The organism is Anaerococcus lactolyticus S7-1-13 (genome assembly GCF_000758765.1).
Lineage (GTDB): Bacteria > Bacillota > Clostridia > Tissierellales > Peptoniphilaceae > Anaerococcus > Anaerococcus lactolyticus.
Window position 1 is genome coordinate 1 of record NZ_JRMW01000019.1, and the last position, 18,071, is coordinate 18,071.

At 36.8% G+C, this 18,071-nt stretch carries 13 protein-coding genes, 1 tRNA gene and 1 rRNA gene; 11 read left to right on the forward strand and 4 right to left on the reverse strand.

The window, feature by feature from the left end; all coding sequences use genetic code 11:
- Positions 1–92, forward strand: a 5S ribosomal RNA gene (gene rrf / locus HMPREF1630_RS09190); the annotation flags it as partial.
- Between the two features lie 419 nt (positions 93–511).
- Here rrf and HMPREF1630_RS01275 read toward each other — a convergent pair.
- Entirely contained in the window at positions 512–1,408 is an 897-nt protein-coding gene (locus HMPREF1630_RS01275) for a GIY-YIG nuclease family protein (protein ID WP_037326341.1), read from the reverse strand.
- A gap of 858 nt (positions 1,409–2,266) precedes the next feature.
- Here HMPREF1630_RS01275 and HMPREF1630_RS01280 point away from each other — a divergent pair.
- From HMPREF1630_RS01280 to HMPREF1630_RS01305, 6 genes are all read left to right on the forward strand, one after another.
- Positions 2,267–3,205, forward strand: coding sequence for a metal ABC transporter substrate-binding protein (locus tag HMPREF1630_RS01280; protein ID WP_037326343.1), 939 nt, complete (start codon positions 2,267–2,269; stop codon positions 3,203–3,205).
- Complete coding sequence (locus tag HMPREF1630_RS01285) at positions 3,198–3,860, forward strand: metal ABC transporter ATP-binding protein (protein ID WP_037326345.1); 663 nt, start codon at positions 3,198–3,200, stop codon at positions 3,858–3,860. Before HMPREF1630_RS01280 ends, HMPREF1630_RS01285 begins: the two co-directional genes overlap by 8 nt.
- Positions 3,861–3,866: 6 nt before the next feature.
- A complete protein-coding gene (locus tag HMPREF1630_RS01290; RefSeq protein ID WP_037326347.1) occupies positions 3,867–4,661 on the forward strand; it encodes a metal ABC transporter permease in 795 nt (264 codons plus the stop codon).
- A gap of 10 nt (positions 4,662–4,671) precedes the next feature.
- On the forward strand, positions 4,672–7,080 hold the full coding sequence (locus tag HMPREF1630_RS01295) for a DUF5633 domain-containing protein (protein WP_037326348.1): 2,409 nt from the start codon (positions 4,672–4,674) through the stop codon (positions 7,078–7,080).
- A gap of 84 nt (positions 7,081–7,164) precedes the next feature.
- Positions 7,165–7,890: a hypothetical protein gene (locus tag HMPREF1630_RS01300; RefSeq protein ID WP_037326350.1), complete on the forward strand. Its 726-nt coding sequence runs from the start codon at positions 7,165–7,167 to the stop codon at positions 7,888–7,890.
- A gap of 60 nt (positions 7,891–7,950) precedes the next feature.
- A tRNA-Gln gene (locus HMPREF1630_RS01305) sits at positions 7,951–8,026 on the forward strand.
- A 155-nt stretch (positions 8,027–8,181) separates the two neighbouring features.
- On the opposite strand, the gene HMPREF1630_RS01310 is transcribed toward HMPREF1630_RS01305, so the two are convergent.
- Positions 8,182–9,336: an iron-containing alcohol dehydrogenase gene (locus HMPREF1630_RS01310; RefSeq protein ID WP_004829369.1), complete on the reverse strand. Its 1,155-nt coding sequence runs from the start codon at positions 9,334–9,336 to the stop codon at positions 8,182–8,184.
- 264 nt (positions 9,337–9,600) lie between these two features.
- Between HMPREF1630_RS01310 and HMPREF1630_RS01315 the strand changes: the two genes are divergently transcribed.
- The 4 genes from HMPREF1630_RS01315 to HMPREF1630_RS01330 all read left to right on the forward strand — a co-directional run bounded on the left by HMPREF1630_RS01315 (position 9,601) and on the right by HMPREF1630_RS01330 (position 15,069).
- Complete coding sequence (locus tag HMPREF1630_RS01315; RefSeq protein WP_037326353.1) at positions 9,601–11,538, forward strand: aconitate hydratase; 1,938 nt, start codon at positions 9,601–9,603, stop codon at positions 11,536–11,538.
- Positions 11,535–12,533: an isocitrate/isopropylmalate dehydrogenase family protein gene (locus HMPREF1630_RS01320; RefSeq protein ID WP_037326355.1), complete on the forward strand. Its 999-nt coding sequence runs from the start codon at positions 11,535–11,537 to the stop codon at positions 12,531–12,533. The genes HMPREF1630_RS01315 and HMPREF1630_RS01320 overlap by 4 nt, the downstream gene beginning before the upstream one ends.
- Before the next feature lies 1 nt (position 12,534).
- Positions 12,535–13,896, forward strand: coding sequence for a citrate/2-methylcitrate synthase (locus tag HMPREF1630_RS01325; protein WP_037326356.1), 1,362 nt, complete (start codon positions 12,535–12,537; stop codon positions 13,894–13,896).
- Between the two features lie 63 nt (positions 13,897–13,959).
- Entirely contained in the window at positions 13,960–15,069 is a 1,110-nt protein-coding gene (locus tag HMPREF1630_RS01330; protein ID WP_037326359.1) for an acyltransferase, read from the forward strand.
- A gap of 449 nt (positions 15,070–15,518) precedes the next feature.
- Here the strand turns inward: HMPREF1630_RS01330 and HMPREF1630_RS01335 are convergent, their stop codons facing one another.
- Together HMPREF1630_RS01335 and HMPREF1630_RS01340 are read right to left on the reverse strand one after the other, a co-directional pair.
- Positions 15,519–16,553: an ABC transporter permease subunit gene (locus tag HMPREF1630_RS01335; RefSeq protein WP_037326360.1), complete on the reverse strand. Its 1,035-nt coding sequence runs from the start codon at positions 16,551–16,553 to the stop codon at positions 15,519–15,521.
- 9 nt (positions 16,554–16,562) lie between these two features.
- Positions 16,563–18,059, reverse strand: a complete 1,497-nt coding sequence (locus tag HMPREF1630_RS01340) for a sugar ABC transporter ATP-binding protein (protein WP_037326363.1) — start codon at positions 18,057–18,059, stop codon at positions 16,563–16,565.
- Between the last annotated feature and the right edge of the window lie 12 nt (positions 18,060–18,071).

Below are 18,071 nucleotides of genomic sequence, written 5' to 3' on the forward strand. Positions count from 1 at the left end.
CACCTGTTCCCATACCGAACACAGAAGTTAAGCCTTATAACGCCGATGGTACTGCTCGGGCAACCGTGTGGTAGAGTAGGAAGTCGCCAAATAACTAAGGATTCACATTAAAGTGAGTCCTTTTTTAGTGCATACTTTATATTAATCTTAAAACGAGATAGTAGAGGTCGGGGAACCCTGAAATATATGTAGGAAGTCGCCAAATAACTAAGGATTCACATTAAAGTGAGTCCTTTTTTAGTGCATACTTTATATTAATCTTAAAACGAGATAGTAGAGGTCGGGGAACCCTGAAATATATGTAGGAAGTCGCAAATAGTCAAGGATTCACAGAGTTGTGAGTCCTTTTTTAGTGTTAAAAATATTTTTTATTAGTAAATGCAATTTAATATTAATCTTATAACAAGATAGTAAATTCTGGACAATCTTTTATAAGAAAATCGATTTAATGTAATCATTAAAAGCTATAAGAAAAGACGATAGTGTAATTGACTACCGTCTAATATTGATATTATTTCATTTCGTTTTTTTCTAAGTCCTTTAATGTTATGCCTTTTTCGTTTTTCCAACTTGTTCTTCCATTTGCGTTTGTCCCTAAAACAAAAGCAGCTGCATAGGATGGACTATTAAATAAATAGTTTTTATTCAACTTTCCATCTACAATTTCATTTTTATCTATACATTCCTCCCTCAATTTTTTTATTGATTTTGGAATAGCAATAGAGTCTATAATTTCTATCATACTATCTTTTAATACTACAAAACCTTCATCTGTTCTTTTACATTTTGCTTCTATCTGTCTATTTGACTTACCACTTTTTCTTGAAAGATAGAGGATTGACCCTTTGTCATTATTATTTTCATATTTTTCTTTTGTATCCTTATCAACTATAGGAACGAATATTTTATAGCCTAAGACACCAAGAACCATTTTCGAATACTCTATAAAATCTTCCAAATCTGATTCTTTTTCTTCGGTTACATTTCCTGGGTTTGGATCATTTCCATTTCTTACTTTGTACCTATCTACATCTATAGCCATGTTGGTAAATTTATTCTCTAGATATGAGATTTCTGTCGGCCCGAATGAGTTATTCTGTGTAGTTAACATGACTGCTTCAGAAAAGTATATTTCATCTTTTAAGTGTTCTGATACCCTAAATAGAACTCCCTCACCATTTTTTCTTATTCCTGCTTGGCCGATATAAACTTCGTCTTCTCCATCATCGTTCTTGCTAAATAAAAAATAAACTTCACTTTGTTTTAAATCTTGTCTATCTTTGCACTTTTCAAGATATGGCCTAGGAACTTTATAAGCTAAGCCTGTCCAATTTGATAAGGTACACTTTATTCTACCGGTAACTTCTCCATCCATAAGAAAAAGATTAAAATTTTTGCTATTTTTCATCCTAGAGCTCCAAATATTATATAATAATTACATTATACTAGTTAATATTTTTTTATTTATCATTATTTTAATAAAGATGTTTTTTGTTAGATCTAGTTTTGAAGTGCTGAATTTGACGAGTATAAGAAAAATCTTTAAAATTTATAAAAAAATTTTTATTATCGTGTTTAAAACAAATTTATCTGGGTAATATAATAATAAGAAAAATAGTTTTCTTACCCACTGGCACAGGGATTAAGAAAATTGAATAGTCTTTATGGGTTTGTTTGGTTTTGATGCTTTTATGGACGGCTGGTGATTTATGAGTTTCTAGTATATCTACTTTGCTCATAGATTTATAGAAAAAGTGGTGGAAGATAAGTGTAAAAGATGAGCCATCTGACGTTTTTCTATAAGATAGGTTGTAAAAGTTTAATTGGAATCGGATGATTTTATAAAAAGAATTGTCAGCATGTTACTAATAAAAAAGAAGATTTCACATATAATGGAAAGTTTCATCAAGTCTATGGACTTGGATATAGAAAGGATGATAAATGGTGATTGAACCTAAATCAGAATGCTGTGCCGGTGGGGAAAAATAATCGACTTTGAAGTGTAAAGAAATTTCAAGGTCGATTTTTTATTTGGAATTTTTTATAGGGTTTAACTTGTTATAAAAACGGATTTTTGAATATCTTTTGGTATAAATTTTATGGACCAATATGTTTATTTTATGAAATGAATGTATTGGTTTTTTATTATTTTTCGTCTTCTCGGACTTTTTTTATAAAAAAATGAAAACAACTATTGCGAATGATTTGCATTGGATGTATGATAGTACTTATTGCAAATGACTTGCATATTAGGAGGAAGATTTAGATGAAACATTTTAGAAATTTATTTTTTATATTTCTCCTTGCTGGGCTTTGTTTAACATCTTGTGGCAAGGAAGATAAAAATATTGAAAATAAGACAGTGGAAGATCAGAAAGTTGCAGGCAAGAAGACTATTTATGCTAGTTTTTTTCCTGTAGCTGAATTTGTTAAGATGATAGGTGGCGATAAGTATGAGGTTAAGACTATTATAAAAACAAGCGAAGAGCCTCATTCATTTGAACTCACTAGCCAAGCTATGAAGGACCTTGAAGGTGCAGACTTGATTGCTTACAATGGGGCTGGAATGGAGTCTTTTATTGACGATTTGAAGGATAATGTCAAGGATGATGATAAGTTTTTAGATTTGTCTGATGGCCTTACCCTGCTTGATTCTTCTAAGGAAGGGTCAGATATGGCGTCTATAAATCCTCACACTTGGCTTTCTATAAAGAATGCTAAGGTTATGGTTGATAATATTTACAGAAAGCTTGCTAGCATGGATCCTGCTAATGAAAAATATTATAAGGATAATCTTGATAAGGTGCTTGCTAAGTTTGATGACCTTGATAAGAAGTTTACTGATGAGCTTGCTAAGGTTAAGGATAAGGAGAAATATTTTGTAGTCTCCCATGCCGCCTTCAATTATTTGGCAGATGATTATGGTCTTAAGCAAGTGGCTGTGACTGGGATTTCTCCTGAAGAAGAGCCATCAGCTAAGGACCTTAAGACTATTGCAGACTTTGTAAAAGAAAAAAATATTAAGACTATATTTTTTGAGGGCAAGGCAACTCCTAAGGTTGCTGAAACCCTAGCAAAAAACACTGGCACAAAGACTTCAACCCTTTATACAATGGAAAATCTTGATGACGATATGGTAGCTAAGGGTTATATAGGTCTTATGGAAGAAAATTTGAAGGCCTTGGTTGAATCTTTCAATGAATAGAGAAGTTTTGAAGGTAGAAGGTCTTAGTTTTGCTTATGAAAAGGATCTAATCCTGGATAATATTAATTTCGAAATTCATGAAGGAGACCTCGTTGCCCTTGTTGGGGCGAATGGGGTTGGCAAGTCTACACTTTTAAAGTTGATTTTGGGGGATTTGAAGGCTAAGAATGGTCAAATACAAATATTAAATGATGATATAAGGAAGGATAACCACTACAGGGACCTGGCTTATATTTCACAAAATGCAGTTGCTTCTTATAGAAACTTTCCTACAAGTGTTGAAGAAGCAATTAAAATACATCTTTCGTATTTAAAAAAGAAGTCTAACCCAAAAGAATTGATGGAAAAACTTGGCTTGTATGAACATCGTAAAAAAGCTCTAAACGAATTGTCTGGTGGACAAATTCAAAGATTTGCAATAAGCCTTGCTCTTATCAAAGATGCAAGCCTTATTCTTTTAGATGAGCCAACTACAGGTATTGATGAAGATTTTTCTAGGGATTTTTTTGAAAACCTCAAAGAGCTCAAGAAAGCTGGAAAGACCATAGTAATAATTACCCACCAGCTTGACATGGCTGGGGACTTTGTGGACTATGCATTGAGGATAAGGAAGGGAAAAATCGAAAGAATAAGCAAAGATAAGCTTAGTTTGTGAGGTAGTATGCTAGATATATTTGAATATGAATTTATGCAAAGAGCCTTTATAGTAGGTGGACTTTTGGCATTGATTTTGCCCTGCATGGGCCAACTTGTCCTCCTTAAAAGGCTTTCGATGATAGGAGATACCCTTTCACACTCATCTCTTGCTGGCCTTACCATAGGCCTTGCCTTCGGCTTTAGCCCGATTCTTGCGGCAATTATTGCCTGCCTTTTTGCGGGGCTTTCCATAGAGTTGATTAGAAATAAATTAAAGAGCTACCAAGAAGTTTCGACAGTTATTATTCTCGCAGCATCTATTGGATTAGCAGGTATCTTTTCATCAATGGTCAAAAACACCAATGCAATTTCTTCTTATTTGTTTGGTTCTATTGTGACAATATCCGATGAGGAATTTTACTTGGTGATAGGAGTGGCGGCACTTGTATTAGCTATTTATTCTATACTTTATAAAAAACTTTACCTAACAATTTTTGACCAACAAGCTGCGAGGATTATGGGCATAAATACTAGGATGATCAATTTGTTTATAACATTTTTGACAGCTATCACAGTTTCTATTTCAGCCAAAACCATCGGCTCTTTGATAGTATCTTCCATCTTGGTTATACCTAGCATTTGTGCTATGCAATACACCAAAACTTACAAACAGACCTTGTTATTATCAATAGGATTTTCGATGATTTTTGTATTTTCAGGACTAATTATATCTTATTATTTAGATTTAAAACCAGGCTCTGTAATTGTTCTAATATCAGTTTTATGGCTAATTCTTAGCCTAGTAATAAAGAAAAAATAAAGGGGAAACGATGAAAAATAATAAAAATATAGGAAAAGCAGTCTTATTTGCTTGTATTTTTTTGACAAGTCTAAGCTCATGCTCCATGTTTAAAAATAAGAAAGAAGAAAAAAATCTTCAACAAAATCAAGTGAAGACAAGCCAAAAAGTCACATATGAGGCTAAAAAAACTAGCCTTAAAAAAGACACTACTACAGAAGTCTTGGTTGATGCTGAAATCAAAAAGGAAGACATAGTTAAGGTAGTAAAACATGGTGACCATTGGCATGTATTTACCAAGGATGGTAGGGAAAAAATAACCTATACTGACCCAAATCAAATAAAGGATACAGGTCATTTTGAAATGGTGAGTGTAGTAGGTAAAAACCAACTAAAAAATAAGAATGTAGTGGCAATTAAAAAGCACGGTGACCACTATCATGTCTACCTAGCAGATGGGACAGAGTATCTTACTTACGAAGACCCATCAGCTCTATTTCCTAATATAAAGATAGGAATTTATACAGGAAGCCACGGTCAGCAAAATGCTGGCAAAAGCAAGGCTCAAAAGGTGGCAGAAAATAAAAAGGTAAAAGAAAAACTAGAAAAAGATGACGAAAGAGTTATCAAAATTCTCAAGCATGGGGACCACTACCACATCTATACATCAAAGGGCAACGAATTTGTGACCTACGAAGACCCAAGGAGCCTATATCCAAATGCATCTTATGGAATATACGTTGGTAACCATGGGGATAGGAAAAAGATGATAGCCAAAATCCTTAAAGAAGATAAGGAAATGCAAGCCAAGAAAAAAGAGGCAGGCTTAGAAGATGAGATAGAAAACTCTGATAAACTTAAAGAAGACGACAAGCTGGTAAAGGTAGAAGAAAATAAGAAAACTCATAATGTAGTTAGCATATTAAGACACGGCGATCATTGGCATGTATACACATCAGATGGAAGAGAGTACATAACTTACTCAGACCCATCATCTTCTTATCCAGATGTAGCTGTGGGCACCTACCACGGTAGCCATGGGGACAAGAAAGAAAACCAAGGTAAGGGAAAGCCTGAAGATAATAACAAGGATAAGAAAGAAAATCAACAAGAAGAAGGCTCAAGCGAAGATAAACCAACAAATCCAACAGAAGACAGAAAGACAAGGATAGAAAAGCTTAAGATTTTAAGTGTCCTTGGTCAAAAAGGAGAAGTTGACCGTTATGATATAGTGGAAATTTTAAGACATGAGGACCACTACCATATTTATGACTCAAAGGGCAGAGAAGGCGTAACTTATGAAAATCCTAAAGACCTTTATCCAAAAGCTAGCTATGGTCAATACCAAGGAAGCCATTCAGCTGAGGGCAAAAACAAAGATAAAATCAATTGGCCAGAAGGTATCACAAAAATAGTGGACCATCGTGATCACTGGCATCTCTACAGGGGTGATGATGAAGTAGCGGTAGTTTATGTTAATCCGAGAGATAGGTACCCAGAAGCTGAATACATCAAAGACTATGTCGATGTTGGAAATGTAGAAGTGGAAGATAAAGATTTGTTCACTTATGATAGCGTAGATTCTGAAAAGGTTGACGGCATAGAGTCAGTTCTTAGTGATAACCTAAGAAGCATGACAGGCTATGGAAAATTGAACGACGGGATCCCAATTATGGGAACTGATGATAAAGAGGGAGAAGTATTTTACTGGCTCCACGGTAACCACTATCACGCCCTAAGCATAAAAGACTTGGTAAAAATGGAAAAGGCTGGTGCATTTAAAGGATATACAGCAAGACAAGTAGTAGCAACATTGAAATATAAGATTGCTTATCCAAAAACAGACCTAAGTTATAAATCAGATTTAAATATTGACGAGATTAAGGCTTATCTAAAATCTTATTATAAAATAAGTGATGATAGTAGAGTTTTCAGTTTGGGTGGAGAAAAAATTGATATATACACTGGAGATGTTACAAATAATTTCCATATAAGTCAATTCGAAAAGAAAGATGGAAAAATATCTTATAAAGGAAGTCTACCTAAAATACTCAGTGATGAAGAATTAGAAAAAAAAGAAGAAGAGAAGAAAAAAGAAGAAAAACAAGATAAGGAAGAGAAGCAGGATAAAGAAAATAATAATAAAACAGAAGAAAAACCATCAAAGGAAAATTCTAACGAAAAAAATGACGGAAAAAAAGATTCTGAAAATAACGAAAAAAATCTAGAAGAAGAGGGTCAAAAAGAAAAGGAAAAAGAAGAGCAAGAGAAAGAAAATCAAAATAATGATTTATCGGGTTATGCAAGTAGGGAAGAAGCAGAAAAAGCAGCCTCAAAAGCCCTAAAAAGTAACCCTGCAAAAGACTATTACGAAATCTTTCAAGGAGAAAATGGAAGATGGTTCTATACCCTCAAAGCAAACCAGAAAAAAAGCGCTTAGATGATAAGTCTAAGTGCTCTTTTGTTTGGTGGGATTTCGTATTTTATAGTATAATCTAGCTAATAAAACTTTGGAGCGAGCCCTATGGATATAAATTTCAAAAACCAGATATTGAATGATTTCTCAATCGATGAAGAAGAATTTTTTTCAAAAAACAATATTTTCACCTGCAACAATCCCTCTTGTGATTTTCTATTTTTTAATAGGGCCGATTTTTCTGCAATTTGCACATCTGGTAAGGTATTTATGAGGGCGACAAATCCAGACCTTATAAAGAAACTAAGGGAAAAAATTATCGCTTATCAAGGGGCATGGTTTGCTGAGGCAGCTAATATTAGAGAGCTTGAAAAAATTTTGGGCGAATTTGAGATGGGGATTGATAATTTCTTTCCTTTGATGAATTTATCAGATAGGGAAGTGGGGATGAGAGATTTTGATTTTAAGAGGATAGGCAGGAATGAAATCCAAAATTTTAAAGACCTAGCAAGGATGAGCTTTTGTTTTGATGAGGATGATAGGTTGGGACTTGCTTATTATGATGGGGACAGTTTGATTGCCCTTGCAGGTGCATCCTATTCTGGCAAATACCTCTGGGATATAGGCCTAGAGAAATTTAGCAGTGATGATAAGTACCAAGGCCTTGCTGCTTCGCTTTTGAGGAAGCTTTCCTTGCTTATAAGAGAAGAAAATCCAGATATTAGCCCAATAACAACTACCCAATTTTCCCACACCAAGTCGATAAACACTTCTATAAGGGCAGGATATGAGATGAACCTTTGCATTACTGGATCAAAGAAAATACAAGGATAAAAGAGGGCTTTTATCTTGACAAATGGGTCCAAAGAGGTAATTTATAAGAGTAAATAATTTTGGAATATAGCCAAGCTGGTAAGGCACCAGATTCTGACTCTGGAGAGCGTAGGTTCGAGTCCTACTATTCCAGCCAAATTCAAAATCCACCGACAAGAAGTCTGTGGATTTTTTTAGATTTTTGCAAGATTTCATTGATATTTCTTATCTTATAGTTTTTCTCAACAAAAAACCAACCCTCTTAAGGATTGGTTTTGTCTAGGATTTCCTAGCTTGGAATTCTTTTTTTTCTTAGAAGTCTACCTTTTCTCCGTAGTAGGCTGCGTGGTAGATTTTCTTGATGTCTGCTGGGCTTGTTTGTCTTGGGTTTGTGAGAGTGCAAGCGTCTTTGAAGGCATTTTCGCTCATCTTATCTAGTACCTCTAAGAAGTCTTTTTCTTCTATTATGGTATTTTTGCCATCTTTGATGGTTGCTGTGATACCTACAGCTGCATTTAATTTTCTGATTTCTTCAGCTATGTCATCAACGCCAAGGATTCTTTCGATTTCGTCATACTTATCGCAAGCTTTCCTGTTGTAGTCGATTATGTATGGTAACATGATTGCGTTAGCTTCTCCGTGGGTTAGGTGGAAGATACCGCCGATTTTGTGGGCCATAGAGTGAACTATACCAAGGGAAGCATTTGTAAATGCCATACCTGCTATACAAGATGCAATGTGCATTTTTTCACGAGCAACCATATCATCACCCTTGTCGTAGGCAGCCTTTAGGTAACCGAAAACTAATTGGATGGCTCTTATAGCGTATGGATCTGTAAAATCATCTGATGCAGTAGATACGAAAGCCTCAACAGCGTGGGTCATTACGTCCATACCGGTTGCTGCTGTGATTTTTGGTGGCATAGTTGCTGGAATTCTCATATCAAGAAGGGCTACTTCTGGAACAAAGTCTGGGTGAACAAGTGGGTACTTGATTTCTTTTTCTGTGTCAGTAATTACTGAGAAAGCAGTGATTTCACTTGCTGTACCAGATGTAGATGGGATACAAATCATCCTTGCCTTGTTCTTTAATGGTGGGTTGTCAAAATTTGCAAGTCTTTCGAAATCCCATTCAGGGTGTTCATAAAATACCCACATAGCCTTAGCGGCATCCATTGCAGATCCACCACCGATAGCGATGATCCATTCTGGTTCAAATTCAGCCATCTTAGCTCCACCAGCTAGGCAGGTTTTAACAGATGGGTCTGGTTCTACACCGTCGATTATCAAAACTTCCATACCGGCTTTTTCTAATTGTTCTTTGGCTTCATCAAGAAAACCAAATCTCTTCATAGAAGATCCACCAGTAACGAGTACTGCTTTTTTTCCCTTGAGGGTAGATAAGTATTCGAGTGCGTTTTCACCATGAACTATGGTGTTTGGAACTGAAAATGTTGTATAAGTCATAAATTCCTCCAAATCTATATTTTGTTAATTAATTAATTAACAATCTACTTTTAATATACTTCTATCTCTACAAATGTAAAGGTTTGCCTTTTGGTAGGATTTAAGATTTTTTTTGCAAGGATTGAATTAGGATACAAAACCTTATAAGTATAACAAAATTAAAGCTCGGAGCAAATAATCATGTCTATCCATGGGAAAAAATCATTTTAAAAGTATAATTAACCATAACTACATTAATACATAAACTAATTAAAGGAGATTTTTATGGGCACATCATTGGCTATGAAAATATTAAAAAAACACTTATTAAGGGGAGAGCTAAAGACTGGCGAAGAGGTTGCCATAAAAATTGACCAGACCCTAACCCAAGATTCTACTGGAACTATGGCATATCTCCAACTCGAGGCTATGGATATTAAAGATGTAGCGACAGAAAATTCTGTGGCTTATATTGATCACAATATCTTGCAAGCAGGTTTTGAAAATGCCGCTGACCATGAATTTATAAAGTCAGCTGCCAACAAGTTTGGTATTAGATTTTCTAAGGCCGGTGGTGGAATTTGCCATCAGGTCAACCTCGAACAATTCGCCAAACCAGGCGACACCCTCCTAGGCTCTGATTCTCACACACCAACAGGTGGGGGCATGGGAGAGCTTGCCATAGGCGCAGGTGGTCTTGAAGTGGCTGTTGCAATGGCAAAAGGATTTTATTTTGTGAAGGTGCCAAAAATTTACAGGGTAAAGCTCATTAATTCTTTAAATCCAGCAGCTAACGCCAAGGATGTTATCCTCTATATCCTAGGCAAACTCACTGTAAAGGGTGGCACAGGCTATATTATGGAATATACAGGAGAGGGCGTTAAGTCGCTATCTGTAACAGACAGGGCAACCATTTGTAATATGGGGGCTGAGCTTGGAGCGACAACTTCCATTTTCCCATCAGATGAAAATACTAGAGCATATTTAAAAAGCCAGGGCAGGGAAGAAGATTATTTAGAATTATCAGCTGATCCTGACGCTTTTTATGACGAATCAATAGAAATTGACTTGGCAGAAATAAAGCCTGCTGTGGCAAAACCACATTTCCCAGACCAATATTCTAAGGTTAAAGATCTTGGCAAGATAAAACTAGATCAAGTTGCCATTGGTTCTTGCACAAATTCTTCCTATATGGATTTGATGAAGGTGGCAGCCATTCTCGATGGCAGAAAGGTCCACCCAGATGTATCCCTAGTTATTTCTCCAGGATCTGCGACAATACTAGAAAAAATCTCAGAAAATGGAGCCTTGGCAACCATGATAAAGGCAGGGGCAAGAGTCCTTGAATCTGGTTGTGGACCATGCATAGGTATGGGCCAAGCGCCAAGGTCTGGAGGCGTTTCCCTAAGGTCTTTTAACAGAAACTTTAAGGGCAGGTCTGGAACTATGGATGCACAAATTTATCTAGCAAGCCCAGAAACTTGTGCAGCAAGTGCTGTTTTAGGCTATATTGCCGAGCCATCTGACCTTGATTATAAAGCGGATTTTGAAAAAAATGTAAATTTCAACCACACAGATGCTTATTTTATAGAACCAGAAAAAGACCTATCAAAGAGAATCAAGGAAACTGTCAAGGGTAAAAACATCAAGCCATTCCCAAGGGCAGAGAAAGCTTGTGATATTGATAAGAAAGTCGTTTATAAGGCTGGCGACGGGATTACAACTGACGATATTTGCCCATCAAACGCTCATCTTTTGCCATTTAGGTCTAATATTGCCTATCTTTCAGAATTTGCGTTCACAACAAAAATTGATGATTTCAAGAAAAGGTGCGAGGAAAATGCTGGGGGCATCATTGTTGCTGGCGAAAATTATGGCCAAGGCTCATCAAGAGAACACGCTGCCCTTCTTCCTTTGTATTTAGGAATTAAGGCTGTTGTTGCCAAGTCTTTTGCGAGAATCCATAGGTCTAACCTCATAAACAATGCCATCCTACCTTTGGTTTTTGAAGATGAAAGTGATTACGAAAAAATTTCTGAATACGACCATATAAAAATTTCCAACATGGAAAAGTCAATCGAAACTGGCGAATTTATCCTAGAAGATCTTACAAAAAATATAAAAATAAAATTAAGGGGAGATTTTTCCGACAGAGAAAAGGAAATTCTTCTTGAGGGTGGCTACTTAAATTACGCGAAAAACCTAGATTTGGAGGCAAAATGAAAATTACACTTATAAAAGGTGATGGAATAGGTCCTGAAATCACAGCTGCTATGAAAAAAGTTGTCGATGCCTTAAAAATCGACCTAGACTTTGAAGAAATAAATGCGGGTCTTTCTGTTTTTGAAGAAGAAGGGGTCTATATTCCTCAAAGGCTTTTTGATTCTATAAATAAAAATAAAATCGCTATTAAGGGTCCTATTACAACTCCGATTGGCCATGGCTTTAGGTCTATAAATGTGGAACTTAGAAAAAAATTCGACCTTTTTGCCAATATCAGACCAATCAAGGCGCCAGGACCTCTTGACCTAAAATTTGAAGGGGTCGATATGGTGATTTTTAGAGAAAATACTGAAGACCTTTATGCTGGAGTTGAGGAACAAATTTCCCCAGATGAGGCGCATTCTATAAAAATTATCACCAGAGAAAAATCTGAAAGAATTATCCAAAAGGCCTTTGAATATGCAAAAGCTAATAAAAGAAAAAAAGTTAGCATCATTACCAAGGCCAATATAATGAAACTTTCTGACGGACTCTTTCTTGAAGTTGGCAGAGAAGTCGCTAAAAAATTTCCGGATATAGAGTTTGAAGAGCTTTTGGTTGATAATACTGCCATGCAGATGGTGATGAATCCTGGTCGTTTTGATGTCCTTGTGACAGAAAATCTTTACGGAGATATCTTATCAGACCTCGGAGCTGGTTTGGTTGGTGGACTTGGTCTTATGCCAGGGGTTAATAAGGGCAAAGATATTGCAATTTACGAATCTATCCATGGGTCTGCACCTGACATAGCAGGGAAAAATCTTGCTAATCCTATTGCCATGATTTTGACCCTTTGCCTCCTTCTTGACGATATAAATGAAAAGGAAAATGCAGAAAAGATTAGAAAGGCAATTTATAAGACTTTGGCAGATAAGAAAAATCACACCAGAGACTTGGGTGGGGATAATACCACAAATGGCATGGCTGACGCGATTATTTCAAATCTAGGAATTTAAGATGGATAAGTTATTAGAAGAAAAATTGAAGTCCTATGCTGAGGAAATCGAAGAAGCTACAAGGATTGACAAGGAAATTTACGAAAAATATTCCATAAAAAGAGGTCTTAGGAACAAAAACGGGACAGGCGTCCTTGTTGGGGTGACTAAGGTGGGCGACGTTTGTGGTTATGAAATCAAAGACGGGGAAAAGTTGCCGGCAGAAGGCGAGCTTTATTATAGGGGTTACCCTCTAACAAGTTTGGTTCATGACATAGAAAGCACTGAAAGACTTGGTTTTGAAGAGGTAATCTATCTTTTGCTATTTGATAGACTTGCCACAAAAAACAAGCTTGAGAGATTTAAAAAAATCTTAGCAGAAAATCGTAAGCTCCCTCCGTATTTTATTGAAGATACCATAATGAAGGTGCCAGGCGCTGATATTATGAATAAGATGATGAGGTCCATGCTTGCCCTCTACACCTATGACGAAAATCCAGACGGGACAGATTCCTTAAATGTCCTAAGTCAGGCCCTATCACTGATTGCTAAGATGCCTTTAATTGCCATTTATTCCTACCAGGTAAAAATCCACAACTTTGACAAGAAATCTTTGATAATCCACAATCCTGATACAGAAAAGTCAATAGCTGAAAATATCCTAGCCATGTTAAGGATAGACCAGAAATATACAAGCGAAGAAGCTGCAATTTTAGACTTGCTTCTTATTATCCACGCCGAACACGGTGGAGGAAATAATTCTGCCTTTGCAACTCACGTAGTATCATCATCGGGTACTGATTCCTATTCGGCTATGGCAGCAGGTCTTGCCTCTCTCAAGGGACCAAGGCATGGGGGAGCTAACATTAAAGTTGCCAAGATGATTGACAATATCAAAGCAAATGTAAAAGACAAGGAAGATAAGCAAGAGATAAAAGAATATCTGGAAAAGATTTTGGATAAAAAAGCCTTCGATGGTGAAGGTTTGATCTATGGCCTGGGCCACGCAGTCTACACACTTTCTGACCCAAGGGCAGTGCTTTTAAAGGAAAAGGCAAGAGAGCTTGCGAAAATTAAGGGCAGAGAAGCTGATTTTGCCTTTGTAGAAAATATTGAAAAAATCGGGCAAAAATTGATTCAAGAAAAATTTAATCGAGCCTATCCACCATGTGCCAACGTCGATTTGTATTCGGGGTTGGTTTATGATATGTTGGGGATACCTCGCGAATTATTCTTGCCAATTTTTGCTATAGCAAGGACTGTCGGTTGGTCAGCTCACAGGTTAGAGCAAATCGCCGATAAAAAAATAATCAGACCCGCCTACAAGTCCCTAAGTGAAATGAAGGATTACATAAGCTTAGATGAGCGAGGTGGAGAGGTTTAAAAGTGTGTCTATCAGCACACTTTTTTTATGATTAAAGTATAGTAAGGGGAGAAGGGAGCGAAAATGAAAGGCAATTTAGAAACAAAAACAAATTCACAAAGGAATATAGGCCTCGATATGACAAGAATTTTGGCGTTTTTGTCTGTTATTGGTGTGCACTTTTTCCTAAATACAGATTTTTATAAAATCCCTGTAAGAGGCAAGCGAATGCTTATCCTAGCGATTATAAGAACAGGTTTTATGGTTTGCGTACCCTTGTTTTTGCTCCTAACCGGCTACTTGGTTTCAGCGAAAAATGTCCCCCTAGAGGCAAAGAGTTTAAAAAAATATTATAAAAAAATCATCCCGATTCTTTTATCATACGCCCTTGCCATGGCACTAATCTTCGCTATTTTTAGGCTTAGTGGAGATGGGTCCTATACATTTCAAAAGTTGGTTTTTGGCATCCTTGGCTACAAGGAATATTCTTGGTATGTTAATTTATACATAGGTCTTTTCCTCTTAAGTCCGTTTTTGGTAAACATTTGGACAAGTATTAAGGATAAAAAAACTCACCTAATTCTTCTTACAGTTTTCTGCCTTTTGACAGTGGGACCAACAGTTTTTAACGTCAATGACCTAACTAGCTTTAAGGCAATTTTTTCAGCCTACGATGACAATAGGATAAACCATCTCTTGCCAGGTTGGTGGTACAACATTTATCCACTCACATATTTTTTTCTAGGAGCCTACCTTAGGACCTATGTTGACTTTAAAAAAGTAAGGCCAGCAAAAGTTTTTCTTTGTTTTATTTTGATAATTTTTGCATCTGCAAGCTATAATGTTTGGAGGTCGCATGGAGGAGTTTTTCAAATTCGAGCTTGGAATTCTTGGGGAAGTTTGCAAAATACAGCAAGCTCCATTTGCTTATTCGTTTTGATAAACTCCCTAGCACCAGAGGGCGTCAATGAAAAATGTAGAAGATTTTTAGCCTACATATCAAAATTGACCTTCGCAGCCTATGTCGTATCACCAGCCAGCGATAGGTTTGTTTATGGTTTTGTAAATACAAATTTTGGTGGCGTGAAAGCATCTATGACCTACATGCCTATTATAATCCTAACTTCAGCCACCCTAGCCTTGGTTATGGCAGCAGGAGTTGAATTTATCAAGGGAAAAATTTTAAGCAAATAAAAATTAGCAAAGGCTGTTTTGATTTAGGAAAGTATAAACCAGTTTTAATTTTTTTGGAAATTAGGACTGGTTTTTGTTAGGAAATTTTTACTCTTAAGGCTAAGAGATTTGAGGGATGAGATAAAAGAAAGTGGGCTTAAAGATAAGCTAGGAATATTTTTATGAACCTAAGTAACTGGGATGTTTGATTTTAAAAACCCCAACAAAAAAGAACGAAGATATTTCGTTCTCAGAATGTCGACAAAGTATATAAACATACGTCATTCCGACAGAGAATCCATCAGGATTCGACGAGGAATCCCATAAATTGCAGGATTCTTCCTCACTTCGTTCGTCTGAATGACATCAGAAAATGACTTTGTCTATAGCCCGAGAACGAAGATATTTCGTTCTTTTTTCTAGCCTTCAGGGGTAGGAATAAAACCATTTGAAAGCTTGATTTGGGAGGGCTATTTTTTCTTGATTCTCTTTCTTGTGTCAAGGGCTACTGTTAAGATTATTAGGATACCCTTGATTATAATTTGTACATAGGAGTTAAGTCCTATGTATAAAAGACCATAGTTTATAACTTGGAGGATGATTGAACCAAGGACTATGCCTGGGATGGTTCCTATACCTCCAGAGAAGGATACGCCTCCTATTAGACAGGCTTCAATGGCGTCTAGGTCGTAGGCGTCTCCTGTTGTTGATGTTACAGATCCTAGTCTTGGTCCTTCGAGGAAACCAGATAGACCATACATCACACCAGAGATTATGAAGACTATCATGATTGTTCTTGTAACGTTGATACCAGAAACTTCAGCAGCCTCTGGGTTGCCACCTACGGCAAACATATTTTTACCAAGGACTGTTTTATTCCAGATAAACCACATGGCTACAGATGCTATGGCAGCGTAGATTATGAGGTAAGGAAATTGTAATTCAGTGCCTGGTATATGGAAACCACCTCTTACGAGGTTGGCATATCTCTCGTCAAAACCACCGATTGGTTGAGGACCAAATGGGTTGGCTGCGATGAATAATTGGAGGATACCAAAGATTGCAAGTTGGACACCTAGAGATGATATAAAGGCGTGGAGTTTAAGATATGCTACTCCAAAACCATTTATAGCTCCACAGATAGAACCAATTGCGATGGCTGCCAAAAGTCCAACTATAATTGATGGATTTTGTATATTTGGGAAGAATTTTTGGGCAAAGCCTGGTGACTGCAAGAGAGCACCAGCTATGGCTGCTGTAAATCCGACTATCCTACCTGCTGAAAGGTCTGTACCTGCGAGGATTAATAGACCACCAGTTCCTAAGGCTATGAAAAGCCTAGTTGAGGTTTGGGACAGGATATTTAGAACGTTTTTTGGGTTGGTTATAAAGGTCGGATCAACTATAATTATGCCGGTTATAAGGGCGGCGATTATGATGATCAGAGCGTTATTTAACATAAACTCTTTAAAATTAAAAGGTTTTTTATTTTCTATTTTTTCCATTTTTTTCACCTATACATACTTAGCCTGTAAAGCCATTATCTTTTCTTGGGTTAAGTTTTCGTCGTTTCTTTCTATTCCAGCAAGCCTGCCGTTACTCATTACCATAATCCTATTGCAGACCATTTGTAGTTCCGCCATTTCTGATGAGATGAAGAGAACTGACTTGCCTTCTTTAGCGAGTTGTCCAATTAGCTTATAGATTTCATATTTGGCGCCAACATCAATACCACGGGTTGGTTCATCTAAAAGGAGCACATCTGGGTCTGTCAACAACCAACGTCCGATTATTACTTTTTGCTGGTTGCCACCAGATAGATTCATAATCTTTGTAGATTGGCTTGGAGTTTTAACTTCCATTGATTCAATAACCCTGTTTGTATCTTCCTTTAGGGCCTTGTCGCTAACTATGGAATGTTTGGCGTATTTTTTGATGTTGGCAATGGTTGCATTAAGCCTTATAGCTGCATAAGGAAAGATGCCTGTTGCCCTTCTTTCTTCTGTAACAAGGGCAAAACCATTCTTTATAGCTTCGATCGGATCCTTATTTTCTACTTCCTTGCCATGGATAAAAATTTGTCCACTCGCCTTTTGTCTTAGGCCAAAGATAGTTTCAACTAGCTCTGTCCTTCTTGAACCAACAAGACCAGCTATACCGAGGATTTCACCTTTTTTCAAATCAAAACTAATGTCTGTGACTGTTGGTTTATACTTGCCTGTGAGATTTTTAACTTCAAGCATGACCTCGTCTTTTATATACTCGTCAGTTTTAAGGTTTGAAGCATCTATTTTTCTACCTACCATTAGCTTTATGATTTCATCCTTGCTAAGCTCGCTAGCAGGTTTACAATCGATAAACTTGCCATCACGCATGACTGTTACAAAGTCAGAAATAGAAAGAATTTCTTCCATCTTGTGAGAAATATAGATGATTCCTACGCCTTGTTTCCTAAGTTTATTTATAATTTCAAATAATTTGTCAACCTCAGACTCTGTAAGAGAACTGGTTGGCTCATCTAAAACTAGGATTTTGGCGTCATAGGAAACAGCCTTGGCTATTTCTATTAGCTGTCTTTCAGCAACGGAATATTTACCAATAATCTTTTTTGGATCAAAGTTTAGACCAAGCTTATCAAACAAGTCTTGGGTTTCTTGGTTCATTTTCTTGGCATCAACTATGCCATACTTATTAGGGAACCTGCCGAGCATGATATTTTCTGCGACAGATCTCATAGACACTTGGTTTAGTTCTTGGTGGACCATGGCAACCCCACTATCTAGAGCATCCTTAGGGTCCTTGTAGGAAACTTTTTTGCCGTCTATGTAAATTTCACCTGAATCTGGAGTATAAATGCCGAAAAGGCACTTCATGAGGGTAGATTTACCAGCACCATTTTCCCCCATCAAGGCATGAACGGTGCCTCTCTCTAGGGAGAAGTCTACCTCGTCTAGGGCCTTGACACCTGGGAAGGTTTTGGTAATTTTTCTCATTTCTAATAAATTACTCATATCTTCCTCTCT

Excerpts from the sequence above, each read along its gene's own strand:
- HMPREF1630_RS01280 (WP_037326343.1), top strand. The coding sequence starts at position 2,267 with ATGAAACATTTTAGAAATTTATTTTTTATATTTCTCCTTGCTGGGCTT.
- HMPREF1630_RS01335 (WP_037326360.1), bottom strand. The coding sequence starts at position 16,553 with ATGGAAAAAATAGAAAATAAAAAACCTTTTAATTTTAAAGAGTTTATG.
- HMPREF1630_RS01290 (WP_037326347.1), top strand. The coding sequence starts at position 3,867 with ATGCTAGATATATTTGAATATGAATTTATGCAAAGAGCCTTTATAGTA.
- HMPREF1630_RS01315 (WP_037326353.1), top strand. The coding sequence starts at position 9,601 with ATGGGCACATCATTGGCTATGAAAATATTAAAAAAACACTTATTAAGG.
- HMPREF1630_RS01275 (WP_037326341.1), bottom strand. The coding sequence starts at position 1,408 with ATGAAAAATAGCAAAAATTTTAATCTTTTTCTTATGGATGGAGAAGTT.
- HMPREF1630_RS01340 (WP_037326363.1), bottom strand. The coding sequence starts at position 18,059 with ATGAGTAATTTATTAGAAATGAGAAAAATTACCAAAACCTTCCCAGGT.
- HMPREF1630_RS01320 (WP_037326355.1), top strand. The coding sequence starts at position 11,535 with ATGAAAATTACACTTATAAAAGGTGATGGAATAGGTCCTGAAATCACA.
- HMPREF1630_RS01310 (WP_004829369.1), bottom strand. The coding sequence starts at position 9,336 with ATGACTTATACAACATTTTCAGTTCCAAACACCATAGTTCATGGTGAA.
- HMPREF1630_RS01325 (WP_037326356.1), top strand. The coding sequence starts at position 12,535 with ATGGATAAGTTATTAGAAGAAAAATTGAAGTCCTATGCTGAGGAAATC.
- HMPREF1630_RS01300 (WP_037326350.1), top strand. The coding sequence starts at position 7,165 with ATGGATATAAATTTCAAAAACCAGATATTGAATGATTTCTCAATCGAT.
- HMPREF1630_RS01330 (WP_037326359.1), top strand. The coding sequence starts at position 13,960 with ATGAAAGGCAATTTAGAAACAAAAACAAATTCACAAAGGAATATAGGC.
- HMPREF1630_RS01285 (WP_037326345.1), top strand. The coding sequence starts at position 3,198 with ATGAATAGAGAAGTTTTGAAGGTAGAAGGTCTTAGTTTTGCTTATGAA.
- HMPREF1630_RS01295 (WP_037326348.1), top strand. The coding sequence starts at position 4,672 with ATGAAAAATAATAAAAATATAGGAAAAGCAGTCTTATTTGCTTGTATT.